This is a genomic window from Chryseolinea soli, assembly GCF_003589925.1.
Taxonomy (GTDB): Bacteria; Bacteroidota; Bacteroidia; order Cytophagales; family Cyclobacteriaceae; genus Chryseolinea; species Chryseolinea soli.
Map to the genome: position 1 here is coordinate 5107741 of NZ_CP032382.1, position 12723 is coordinate 5120463.

11 protein-coding genes and 1 tRNA gene are annotated in these 12723 nt (G+C 44.6%); 6 read left to right on the forward strand and 6 right to left on the reverse strand.

Annotation, left to right across the window (positions count from 1 at the left end; translation table 11 throughout):
* Positions 1-11 precede the first annotated feature (11 nt).
* Together D4L85_RS21740 and D4L85_RS21745 are read right to left on the reverse strand one after the other, a co-directional pair.
* A complete protein-coding gene (locus D4L85_RS21740; RefSeq protein WP_119756281.1) occupies positions 12-899 on the reverse strand; it encodes an NmrA family NAD(P)-binding protein in 888 nt (295 codons plus the stop codon).
* A 103-nt stretch (positions 900-1002) separates the two neighbouring features.
* Positions 1003-1470, reverse strand: a complete 468-nt coding sequence (locus D4L85_RS21745) for a YybH family protein (protein ID WP_119756282.1) — start codon at positions 1468-1470, stop codon at positions 1003-1005.
* Positions 1471-1754: 284 nt separating this feature from the next.
* On the opposite strand from D4L85_RS21745, the gene D4L85_RS21750 reads away from it, so the two are divergent.
* The 5 genes from D4L85_RS21750 to D4L85_RS21770 all read left to right on the forward strand — a co-directional run bounded on the left by D4L85_RS21750 (position 1755) and on the right by D4L85_RS21770 (position 7241).
* A complete protein-coding gene (locus tag D4L85_RS21750; protein WP_119756283.1) occupies positions 1755-2084 on the forward strand; it encodes an Imm32 family immunity protein in 330 nt (109 codons plus the stop codon).
* 413 nt (positions 2085-2497) lie between these two features.
* On the forward strand, positions 2498-5704 hold the full coding sequence (locus tag D4L85_RS21755; protein WP_119756284.1) for a right-handed parallel beta-helix repeat-containing protein: 3207 nt from the start codon (positions 2498-2500) through the stop codon (positions 5702-5704).
* A 179-nt stretch (positions 5705-5883) separates the two neighbouring features.
* Positions 5884-5957: transfer RNA gene (locus tag D4L85_RS21760), tRNA-Pro, on the forward strand.
* Positions 5958-6211: 254 nt separating this feature from the next.
* Complete coding sequence (locus D4L85_RS35155) at positions 6212-6397, forward strand: hypothetical protein (RefSeq protein WP_160143908.1); 186 nt, start codon at positions 6212-6214, stop codon at positions 6395-6397.
* 16 nt (positions 6398-6413) lie between these two features.
* On the forward strand, positions 6414-7241 hold the full coding sequence (locus D4L85_RS21770) for a hypothetical protein (protein ID WP_119756286.1): 828 nt from the start codon (positions 6414-6416) through the stop codon (positions 7239-7241).
* Positions 7242-7607: 366 nt separating this feature from the next.
* Here D4L85_RS21770 and D4L85_RS21775 read toward each other — a convergent pair whose 3' ends face one another.
* Positions 7608-7997, reverse strand: a complete 390-nt coding sequence (locus D4L85_RS21775) for a hypothetical protein (protein WP_119756287.1) — start codon at positions 7995-7997, stop codon at positions 7608-7610.
* A gap of 41 nt (positions 7998-8038) precedes the next feature.
* On the reverse strand, positions 8039-8239 hold the full coding sequence (locus D4L85_RS21780; RefSeq protein ID WP_119756288.1) for a hypothetical protein: 201 nt from the start codon (positions 8237-8239) through the stop codon (positions 8039-8041).
* Positions 8240-8376: 137 nt separating this feature from the next.
* Between D4L85_RS21780 and D4L85_RS21785 the strand changes: the two genes are divergently transcribed.
* On the forward strand, positions 8377-9276 hold the full coding sequence (locus D4L85_RS21785; RefSeq protein ID WP_119756289.1) for a hypothetical protein: 900 nt from the start codon (positions 8377-8379) through the stop codon (positions 9274-9276).
* Between the two features lie 217 nt (positions 9277-9493).
* Here D4L85_RS21785 and D4L85_RS21790 read toward each other — a convergent pair whose 3' ends face one another.
* Together D4L85_RS21790 and D4L85_RS21795 are read right to left on the reverse strand one after the other, a co-directional pair.
* Positions 9494-12190, reverse strand: coding sequence for an ABC transporter permease (locus tag D4L85_RS21790; protein ID WP_160143909.1), 2697 nt, complete (start codon positions 12188-12190; stop codon positions 9494-9496).
* Entirely contained in the window at positions 12163-12483 is a 321-nt protein-coding gene (locus D4L85_RS21795) for a helix-turn-helix transcriptional regulator (protein ID WP_119756291.1), read from the reverse strand. The genes D4L85_RS21790 and D4L85_RS21795 overlap by 28 nt, the downstream gene beginning before the upstream one ends.
* Positions 12484-12723 lie beyond the last annotated feature (240 nt).

The window sequence follows — 12723 nt, forward strand, 5'->3', positions numbered from 1 at the left end:
GCTGCGTATTTTTATTTGAAAGCGGCGGCAAACTCCTTAGCGAAATCGGTCAGTTTTGTTTTGCCCAACGCCGGGCGGTTGCGATAGTAGTCTTCGAACAACACCCCGCTATGCATACTGGCATTCATCTCCACCAGGCCTGCGGCCACAAGCGGCGGCACTCCAGCGGCTTCTAAACCGTTTTGCGTCTCTTCGCTGCTCTTGATAACCCATTTCAAATCGGGCTTCCCGATGGCGGCACCCAAGATACGTGCCACTTCACTACAGGTCAGTTCATCACTCGCCACATAACGTACGTTAATGCCTTCCGTGAGGGTCACGAGTTCTTTGGCAGCCACGGCGGCAATATCGAGGGGAGAAACCCAAGGCACGCGGTCGTCCGCACCATAATTCGAAGCGATGACGCCTTGTTTTTTTATGGCGCCTACAAAGCCAAGCAAATTGTAGTAGAAGGCGGTCGGTCGCAGGTGCGTAAGGGCTATGCCCGGTATTTTCTTTAGCGCCTGCTCCATATCATGATGGGCGAGAATGATTCCGGAATCCTTATCCAGGTGCGCGCCAACACTACTCAGATGAACCACCCGCTTCACGCCCGATTGTTGAATGGCTTGTGCATAGGTCTCGCCGATCCCGCGATAGTATGCTGTAGGGTCAAGATTACCATTAAAGTGAAAGTTCGGCGGGATCATGCAATATACCGCGTCCGAACCGGTAAAAGTCTTGGTAAGAAACGCAACATCGTCTATTGAGCCGATGGCGGCCGTGGCCCCTAAGGCTTCGATGTCTTTTTGTTTTTCGGGGTTACTGCTGATAACGGTGACCGAATGTCCGTTCTGCACCAATTCCTTTGTTAGTGGTTTACTGATGTTTCCCAGTGAACCGGTTACGATGATTTTCATACCGTCTGTTTTTTATTTCTACAAAATTCAGCAGTATCAAAGGAGGGGACGTAGTCAAATCTATGGTTGTTGTAGTCAAAAAGCAGGACAGGCTGGACGGGTATCACTGCCCATTGGAATTCCAGATATCATGCGTTGTCAACCATGAACCGTCACCTTGGCGTTGAAGGATGTTGATATATTTCGCGGTGGATACCAGCGTGTCGCCTCCGCTATGCGGCACGAGCTTCACCTTGGCAAACCCTACGCCATAGCCAACGTCGCCAGAGACCTTCACCTCTTCATAGCCGCTCTCCAGAAAGGTTTTGTATTGATCAAAGATGCCCTGATAATAGTTGCGCACAGCCTCCCGGCCTGTGGTTGACTTTTTATCGGGAGCCATCAGCAATCCATTTTCTGTAAAGGCGGCCGCGATAACATCGGCATTTCCCTCATTGAACGCCTTCGCGCGAGCCGCACTGAGTGCTTTGATCTTTGAAATATCGCCGGCCTGATCCGGTGTGCTCCGCCGGTCACAGCAAGTCAAGCCGGTTATCAGGAATATCATAGTGATCACAAGTAATTTCTTCATCGCGCTGATCGTTGGTTTTAAAGATTTGCAATCTAGTGAATGAAACTTGAATGTTTTACTTGCTGAATGCTGCACCACGTCGAGTTCTTTTTCCGCTGAATCTAAGAATTTCGTGTCTTTTGTTACCGCGGCGTTATTTTGGATAATTTGATGGAGATTCAGCGACTTAAATATTTAACATTATCTAATAAAATGCTAAAAGCTATGCCGGAAAAGCGTGAACGTGTAGCATATTACTACCTTTGCCGACAGACCATTTAATGGACAAAATTTGATTTAGGACAATGAAAAAATTCAAATCAGAAATCACTGGACACCTGGACATATTTGTAATCGAAAATGAGGACGAATTAGATGGCGACAAAATGCAATGGAAGCAGATTTTAATTCATGGTGATCCGGACGGGCTAAAATCATTCGCAAAACTTTTAATAAAGTTAGCCGACCTCCAACAAGACCATGTTGCCGGACTTCCAATAGGCGCAAGAGAGCACGTTCACTTGCGACCAAAGTTCGACTTATCAAATAGCTCAGAAGCGGTAATTGTGGGAAGACTCGACGCAAAAGGGACCGGTGCCTTTTACGATAGCTATATTTCAAAGGATAACAGTTGATTCACTGAAAATAATATAAGTTACAACATCGTAAGCCTGTCGGGATGTGGCGGAGCGTTGTCGTCCTCAGTCGGCAGATGTGCAATCACTGCTGTGACAAAATATCAAATTCAAACGCGCTATTTCTTTTAAGATAATATAAGTACATTCGATGCACGGAACGTAAAAGGCATGTAAATCCTTTTCAGGATTAAAGGCCAGCGGTTGCTCTGAGCACAATGTCAGAGTTTATTTATCCATCGATAATTTGTAAGCGAGTGCCTTCCACGCACTTCTGATTCAAAACCTGGAAAAGGTTTACGCCCTGAGTCTTAAGGGCCATCGATATTCTTTAGTACCTGCCTGTTATCTGCTTCAGTTTCTTCTCCGAATAATCCATTCTCCATCATACCTGCTTCAAGAAAGGAGGATATATGTCATTTAATTTACAGCCACCGGATTTTCAGCGGCTGGGATCTTTTCTGATCATAAAAGAAGTTCGCGGCGCTGTAGTATTCAAATGGAAATTTTATGTATTCGTACTCCTGGCCTGCTTCGTCATGCCTGTCAAAAACTGGGGATCAGTGCCGGAATCGTTGCTGACCGGAAAATCCTTTACCGTCAATATGCCCGGCGATGAAGAAGATCCGAATGCCGGTGGGGGTGGTGATGACAATAAATGTGATGTCGACCCGAATACACCGGGCGATCAATGTACGTTCAGAGCAGCGATCCAAAATCACAATGCGAACCGCCACCTGGACTTGAATACGATTTCCTTTAATATTGATACGAAGGCACTGGGGTTGGAGCGCGTCATCATCAAGGTAGGAAGTACCGGCCTGGGACCTTTGCCACCCGTCCTTGGTGCCGTCAACATTCAGGGCCTCAATTCAGGCAGTCCACCGGAAGCCGAAGGCCGGATTGAATTGGATGGGAGTATGGCAGGAGACAACGCCATTGGACTTCGATTGCTGGGGGGCAATTGTCACATCAGTTTCTTCGTCATCCATAGCTTTTCTTCTCATGGCATCTTCATTGCCGGTACCCCTCCGCCCGGAGAAGGTGGACACCGCCTGGAGTCTAACTATATTGGAACAGATGTCACCGCCAAACAAGACAAAGGAAACGGTGGCGACGGTATTTTCATTGAAGACACTCCGGACAATATGATCGGGGGAGCAGGTTTACTCCGGAATATTATATCGGGGAATGAAGGGTATGGCATCCGCATTCTGGGAAGAGATCCGAATGTATCGGGGAGTAGCCGTAGCGGAGCACCAAACAACAGACTGGAAGGAAATTTAATCGGTCTTGATTTCCTGGAACAGAATGTCTTGCCAAATGCAAAGGGAGGAGTATTGATAGAAGATGGCCGGGACATTTCAGTGGGAAGTACGCAGGAGAATAAAGGCAATAAAATAGCCGGTGTCAAGAATGGCGTCACGATTCAGGGCAGCCTTTCGCAAGGTATCAAGGTGACGGGCAATTTTATTGGGAAGGACGGAACAGGATCTAAGTTTTTGGTAGGCATTCTTCACCGTGGAAAGCTGATTACCATCGAGGGGAACCTACTGGAAAACATAGACAGCATTGGCGTCGACGCCTTCCTGAACGCTGATGGCGTGTACAATATCAAGGCTAACCGGTTTGAGGGCAAAATGAGGATCGGAACCAAGTTGACTTTCGGGGAGGGGCGAACGATAAATATAGAATACCTCAATAATTACCATAGCGAAAATGGCAAGGGCGTGCAATTTGAAGAGTCTGTCAAAGGCAATATCAATTGGAATGTTGTCGGAAATTTCGCTAACCTGGGAGCCACCGGTGGGAGCCTTGTCATACGATCGAATGGAACAAAAAACTTCAGCAAGAACACCTGGGAACTCCATACGGAAGCGGGATTCAGATACATTGCCGAAATCGAAAAGAATGTATTCGCGACGGTGACCGTTACCGGCGAAGTGTATGACAGAAACGGGCTGGATGGCGTTGGCATCAAGGCCACGGTGAAAGGAGAGCTTGCCTACGCCTTCCTCAATACGACGAGCAAAAGCAATGGAAAAGACGGAACACGGCTGGAACTCTTCGGTGAGCTTGGCGGCCAGTTTACTTTGCAAGCAAACCAGTCAAAGGCCGAGTTGAACGGAGGAGCGGGGTTTAGAATTATAAATGGATCAACCCGGTTAGATCTATTACGCGCTCACTTTGAAAAGGACCTTATCAATGGCAATCTTGACGGGGGACTTTTTTTATTCGATGGCCAACTCAAATTCAGTGTGCTTGAAAACACCATCACGAACAATGGTCCCTTTGGGATCGAACTTGGAGGTGGCACGCAGGCCAATGTTAAAGGCAATACCGTTTCAGGGAATCAGGTTGGCGTGAATATAATGGATCATGCAGAGGCTACACTGACAAACAACACCATTTCGGATAATAGCATTGCAGGAGTCTTCACACAGCAGCAAGGGGTAGCGACGGTGAACAACAATACGTTTACGGCGAATGGCACAGGCCTGGCCCTGGCGGGAAACGGCACGGGTTCTATCCTGGGAAACAGAATATCTGAAAATCTTGGGCTTGGTATTGACCTAGGCAATGATGGCATCACGGCCAATGATGCAGGTGATGCCGATACGGGAACGAACAACCTGCAGAATTTTCCATTGCTGAGTCAGGTAAGTTCCAACGGTGGCAACACCAACATCCAGGGATCGCTTAATAGTACACCCCATAACGTCTTTCGCCTGGAATTTTTTTCCAATGCGAAATGCAACGCTTCGGGATTTGGAGAAGGAGAGACCTTCCTCGGTTTCGAACAAGTCACAACGGATAACGCGGGCAACGCTGTGTTTTCGGTTAATTTCAGCAACACTATCGTTCCCGATGGCGCTTTCATTACTGCGACAGCCACCGATTCGGCCAATAATACCAGCGAATTTTCTCCCTGCTTGTTCTTTGGAACAATAGCCGATTTGGAGCTCACCCTGCAAGCCGATAAAACTAACCCGACCGTAGGAGAACAGGTGACCTTCACCATTACTTTAACAAACAAAGGCCCTGCCGGAGCCACGGGTATAGCCGTGAAGGATGCCGCTCCGATGGGTTTGAACTTTGACAACATTGCGGCAAGTACAGGTAGCTATAATGCAACCACCGGTATCTGGACAGTTGGCGCTCTGAGCCTGGGAAATAGTGCCACCCTTACCATCCTAGCTACCACGCTGCAGGCGGGCCTCGCCACCAACGTGGCAGAAGTATCAGCCAGCGATCAGGGCGACCCCGATTCAACTCCCGATAACGGGGTTGACAGTGAAGATGACCAGGGTTTCATTTCCGTAGAAGTCCAGGAAGTAACAGGTATAGAACAAATGGAACCGTTGGAAAATGTAGGCCTGTATCCCAATCCGTTCTTTATTTCCACAACTATTACGTTTGAGTTGGTTCATCAAAGCAATGTTCAATTGACAATTTATGATGAGAAGGGAATGAAAACAGGATCCGAATTCAGCCAGCTTCTACCGGCTGGAGTACACACCCTTCGCTGGACTCCAGAGCATTTACGTGCCGGGATATATTTTCTTTGCATACAAACGGATACGTCGAGTTCAACGAGTCGGATGCTGTACATGAAGTGAAGGTATGCCGGATTCGCGTTAACCTAAGGAAACAAATATTTAGCATTTGAAAGAGGGTAACTGGTTTATAATCAATCACTTATGGTGAATAGCCCGTAAAAACCCGCTTGATGGCTGTTTTTTAAAGATGACTTAGGGGGATTGCGAATAAAATGTATCTTTGCGCTCCCTTATGGGATCGGGGCGTAGCGTAGCCCGGTATCGCGCTTGGTTTGGGACCAAGAGGTCGTCAGTTCGAATCTGGCCGCCCCGACGAAATGCACTGATAATCAATGAATTACGGTGTTAGTACGGAAAATTAATACAGAAAATCCTAGCTAAGAATTTACTTGGCTAGGATTTTTTTTGTGATTAAAGTATTGCAAGATTACCGTTTCGCTCCATTCACTCTGGAAACCCCTTTAGCTGTGATTAGTATTGAGCAAATGGCGAACATGAACATGCAATCTGAGCGACGAGATATGGAAGTTCTTATATTCACGCGATTATGATCCACCACACTTCCATGTGAAATCAAAGGACGGTTCAATCAATGCTCGATTTCGTATAGACGACGGTTCCCTAATGCCCGGATCCAGCGACATACGGAACACGGTATTGAAGCGGATAAATTTGTGGTATAGTAGGCATCAAGGTAAAGCTTATGATAAAAGTGATTTGGGACAAGCGAAATCAAATGCGAGCGACCAGTAACCAATAACATTTCTATATGCGCGATAACTCAAACGAGCCTCCTGAACGACCAGAGCCAATCGATATTGAATCCACGTTTAATCAATTTGTGAATTTCTACGGCGGGAAGCAAGTGGCTGATATGTTTCAAAACAAGATTACCACCCCTAACGCTGACTACTACTTTCCAGATCAGAATATCATCGCAGAGTTAAAATGCTTTGAGAAGGATATGGCATCGGTTGAAGGATTTGAAAGAATGGAAAAGTTATTCGAAAGCTGGTTGTCGCGCGGATTGATTAAGGGTGAAGAATTCATAGCAATTGCGTTTGGGCGAATCCCCTATCCCCAACAGTGTATCATGGAACTTTGGACGAGTATAAGGAAGTCTGTCGACTACGTACTCGATAAGGCGGTTAAACAAGTTCGCGAAACAAGGAAACTGTTGGGCAAGCCAGATGCGTCTGGTCTTTTATTATTGTGCAACGACGGTAATTATGGGTTGACGCATAGGGAATTACTCGGTGTGATAGGTAATCTAATGGCAAGTAAATATTCCTCTATGGTTGATGGTTTTGTTTATTTCACATATAATCAAACCGTCAGGATTCCCGGGAGTGACATCGATCACCAATTGTGGACGGCCGCATATTCGGAAAATACACCAGATAAGATCGTGAATTTTGTAGACGATCTAGGTTCAAAATATTTTAAGTTCATGGAGGTACATACGGGTGTGCCAATAGCCGAAAGCCGAGTGATGGATGTAAAGGACGGGGTTTCACTAATCAAGGATATGGTCTATGTTCCGAAAGAGAAGGTCTTCAAGAAAGCCGGGAAACAGAGGTCAAAAAAAGGGAAGTAGACACGTATTTAGATGGAAACATCTTAAATGAATCTTCCAGTTGTTACAAAATTGAAGATGTTCGATGTTCTCACGTCATGGGTTAACCCCAAATACATCAAATTTGCTCATACCAGCTATTGTTGGAGAGTTGCAGGTCATTATGAATATGGTGATCCATATTATGATGTTACTAAGATCTCCAGATTTTACTTGCCTCGATCAATAACTTGTAAATAGCATATCTACATCTTCCTATTAAGATAGTACGCTTTTTTTTAAACGATCATGGAATTATGTAACCGTTGTCTGAGAAGTATTTTTGCCAGAATGAGTACACCTTCGTCACCAATCGTGATACTGGATATTTTGTGCTGTCCTGCAATTCTAAGCCGAGTACGCCTCAGCACCGAACGTGAAATCGAAGGTGTAGTCGAACACGTTGACATAGGTGATGGTTTGGTCTTTCAATACTTTGTGATTTCTATCAAGAAGTATGTGCTTCAGACCGTCGGCTATATCCCGTAGGATATTTAATTCAAGTTGAATTTGAGTGTCAGCATAGCCTTTGATCACTGTGTGGTCATTGGGCAGTAGTATTTCTAACCAGTCGTGGTATAGCTGCCAAGCAAGAATGGCGAATGCTTCCGCCTCATGGTGGTTGCCCCGATCCTTTTGAAATAATTGATAATGGTAGTCTATGCGGTTCCAGTAATCAACCAATTGATCCTTACCGAACGCTGATACGCGTGTTGGGATGCTTTTTTGCTTGGACATTAGATGGATGCAGGTCGTCGAGGAAGAGCCTTGCTATCGGGCTAGTTTTCAACTGTCCAAGTGAAATGCCTTTCCGAGAATTTGGCGACAATTTTACTCACGGTTACAAAGTTATCGGTATCCATAGTGAGGCGAGCCAGTTCTCTGTCGTATGAAAAATATGTGATGCTTGGGATCGCATTGAAGATTGCATCGGCAATCTCTTTGAGATCACCAGCATAGACCATCGTTACTGTTTTCATGATTGTACAATTTTACAATGATGAAGGTACGAAAGTTTTTTGGTATTACGCACTTTTGCACTGGTCGCCAATGATGGCGACCGAAGTCTTGGGGTTTTGCTATATTGCGTGTTAAACTTACTAAGCGAGGGTCCCGCATGACGAACATTTATTGGGCAGTATACAAAAACTTAGAAGCGGAGATCGTAAAACTGACGTATGCGATTCACGTTGATGACAATCAATTAGAAGTCTATTCCTCCCTGATCTCGGATTTAATTCTCAGGGCATCTGCGGAAATTGAATCGATTTCAAAAGAACTGTATAAGGCGAACGGTGGGACGAAAACACAAAAGATTAAGTATGACTCGGACGCGCTAGACCATTTAAATGGTCTATGGAAGATTGACAAGAAGGTCGTGCTTATTAGTTCGATAAATTGTTACCAGACATCAAAAATTTTAATTCCATTCGCTAAAAATGAGACGAGCACATTTCATGGAGGTATGACATATTCTTGGAATAACTCTTATCAAAATTTGAAACACGATAGAGCGAATTCACTTCGATTCGGAAGTATAAAATATCTTTTTGATATAATGGCTGCTCTATTCATTTTGAATATCTATTATAAGAGTGAACGTTATCCCCTTAAAAGAGATGCCCAAGCCACTAGTTTTCCAATCGGTCTCGGGTCGGAACTATTCTCAATTAAACTCCATGCATGGTCAAGTTACGATGGAAAAAATAATTATTTGAGAAGGGATGAGTTTGATGAGTGCCTATACTTCACCGGATATACAAAAGACTCTTTGGAGGAGATAGAAAAAGCGCATGAAGAAATGGTGAAACATCAAGAAGAATTATTTTCGAAACATCCCAAATTTATCAACTATCAAAAGAATAATAACATTCAAGATTATAAGGGTAACAACCTCATGTTTGACGTTTTAGGACGGGATGATTACATGAGTTTGATGGGAATCGCAAGTCCTAAGATGCTCGAGGTCTATAAGACAACCGAATTTGAAGGGTTGATTAATAAAGACGACGCTTAGTATAGATTTTCATTTATATAACGATTTCCGACATGCAGCTTGATGTCGGTACCTCGGAGATACTGTTTGAACTCTTGCGATAGGAATTGGCAAACCATGATGTCCAAACAATCGGACATGTGGGCGTAAAGTTCAAATGTAGAGAATTAACGACCGTCTAAACCAGATGTTGGGGTAGTTTTCTGATTTTTTGCATCACCTCACAACAGCATCCTCTTCATTCGGCCCGTAGTGATTCTACCGGATTTGTTCTTGCCGTCATATAAGTTCTGTAACTCACCGTTATAAAAGAGAAAATAACCAGTGCCAGGCCCGGGAGCAAGAAAAATTCAAAACCCAGATCGATCCTAAGAGCATAGTTATCAAGCCAGTTAGCACCGCCATACACAACCGCCGGAATAGCCAGAATATTGGCGATCAACAAAAGGATAACATACTCCCTGGATAGCATGATCATCAGGTTGCCGGTGCTGGCTCCCATCACTTTTCTGACCCCAATTTCCTTAACCTTCAAGGTGGCTGAATAAGAAACCATGGCAAAAAGCCCAATACACGCAATGAAGATTGCCAATGCCGCGAAAGAAAAAAACATTTTTCCGAATTGAACTTCGGATTGGTACTGTCTATTAAAAGCATCCTCTGCGAAAAAATACTCAAAGGGTTGATCAGGGTAAAAGGAGCGAAACTTAGATTCAACCTGCGCCAACGATCCGGTAATATCGGACATGTTCATCCTGACGGAGATATAGGGATTTAGACTCACATTACTAAGGCTTATCACATAAGGAACATGCGGCTCTCTAAGGGAGTGCCAGTTGAAATTCTCCACTACGCCCACGATCGTTTTTTGTTGGTCTCCGATCACCAGTTTTTGGTGTATTGCATTTTCAGGGGAGTCAAATCCAAAGCCCTGAAGGGCTGATGCATTGATGATCACCACTGCCTCTTCCCGCATGCCTTCCGTGAACGAACTTCCCGCTATAAATTTCAATCCGTAGGTCTCGGGGAAACCCCAGCCGGCAAAAATACTTCTTGTATAGGGAATGGCACTTTCGGGCTGTCCAAGCCTTCGATAAGGATTTACGCCGAACTGGCCGGGTATCACGGTTGAGCTGGTGACTGCCGAAACCTCGTGCAGACCCAGCATTTCATGGCAGAACGAATTAAAATTAGACTGTACAACATTGGTGTCAATGGCTACTTGCTGACTTCTTAAAACCAATATTTTTTCCAACGCGATGGTCAATTCCTGGCCCTTCATAAAGGAGGTTTGTCTATAAACCAGATAAGTGCCCGAGATTAGCAGTAGGGACGTTAGAAATTGAAACACGATCAGGCTCTTCCGCAAGTTTATATTTCCCATTCGGGTGATTTTGTTAGCTCCTAACATACTGATGGGTTTGAAAGAGGATAATACAAAAGCCGGATACAACCCTGAAAGCAATGAACCAAAAAGAATAATAGCAAAAAAACAAAACCAAAACATAGGTTTTTGCAACAGACTTAGTTGTATTTCCTTCCCCGTGATGTCATTCAAGAAGGGCAATAACAAAAAAGCAAACCCGATGGAAACGATCGCAGCGATTAGATTAACCCATAGCGACTCGAACAAAAATTGACTGATCAGTTGCTTTTTAAAGGCGCCTATGGATTTTCGAACGCCAACCTCCTTTGCTCTGGATAGGGATCGCGCAGTGGAAAGATTGATGTAGTTGGCCCACGCAATGAAAAGAATAAAGAACGAGATGACGGAAAAGATTCGGATGTTTTGCATGTTTCCCTCGCTGTTGAGGAAGCCTGGATCCGAATACCTATTGGATTTCATATAAATGTCGGCGATCGGCTGCAAAATCACCTTTTTGACGACGCCTTTGTTATCGTGTTGGGCAATTAATCTGTTTAGCTTTTGCTGAATCAAATCAAGATTGGCGGATTCGTCCACGGTAAGATAAGTGACTACAGAAAACCCATCCCAACCTCCTTGTTCCTTGACGGCACCTCCCCATCCCAATTCAATATAGTTTTCCATGGGAATCAGAAAATCGAATTGCAAGTGACTATTCAACGGCAAATCTTCCAATACCCCAGTCACCGTATAGTCACCGGGTGATGGAGGACCGTTGATGTTTAACACTTTGCCCATGGGATCATCGGCGCCGAAATATTTTTTGGCGGTCGCTTCCGTGATAACGACATTGTATTTGTCATTAAATAGAGACTTTAGGGTTCCTTTTTTTAAAGGATAGTTGAACATTTGGAAAAATGAAGGATCAACGAAAAGCAGGTCGTTGATTTCTTCATGAAAAATCAACTGGTTGACGGAATTCGTGACAATGGCCCCTCTGTTGAAGCGTTGCATCCGCATAAACTGCTTGATCTCGGGAATTTCTTCCTTCACACGCACTCCGAACGAATACCCAATAGCGGGAGAGGTTTCCTTGAGGTCGGTGTTAACTTCCTCAAGGATGACACGATAAGTGTTTCTATAATTTTCATGAAACCGATCATAACTCAGCTCAAAGTAAATGTATTGACAAATCACCAGGCAGACGCCCATGCCAACACCCAAACTCAGTATATTAATGACGGAATAGATCTTCGTTCTGACTAGATTTCGGAAGGTGATCAGCAGATAATGTTTATACATAAAAACCGGGTTATTTTGACTTTTAAATGAATGAAAGGAAGCAAACCCCATGATTAAATGCAGCACGTCAAACCAGTGCATTAAGTTTGCATAGGCTCTTCCCCTTGAGGCTCTTCTTTCGCCGTATATTTCTTCGAGGTCGCCAAAAAATTCTTCCAACAAATGCGTATTGATAAATTTTGAAGCGAGCCAATTGGCAATAGGGGGCGTTTTTTTCTTTTCGCGCGGCCGCATCGGATCTAATTCAATTGTGGGATCAAATTCCACATCTTCTGACGGACATCCTGTGCTGCACGTAATTGCTTCATGCCTATTTTGGTGACTTTAAACAACCGCTTTCTCCGGTCGCCACGCTTGTCAGAATTTCCGCCCATTTTGGATTGAAGAAATCCTTTGTCCTGCAAACGATAAAGCGTGATGTGCACCGCTCCAAGGAGGATCGACCGTCCTGAATGTTTTTCCACTTCTTTTTTCACCGATATACCATAGGCTTCTCCATCCAGGATGCACACCGCCAGGAGCACCAGCTCCTCAAATTCACCCAGTCCCTTGCTTTCCATTAGTTATACAATGTATGTTATACAAAGTTATAAGTAATCCCCAAATTGTTAAATGGATGGATGGGAACTTGTGTCCGGATTCGAACTATTTTTCAAGATCAAAGCTGCTGTTCAGATTTCCCCCATTTCCGGGGCGAAGTTGGGTTAGCAAGCGGTTATATATTATGTATCGTTGAACGTCTAAAGGATCGTGGCCAATCCAGCGTTGGGATTTTTAAGTGGTCAAATCCTCCCAAAAGG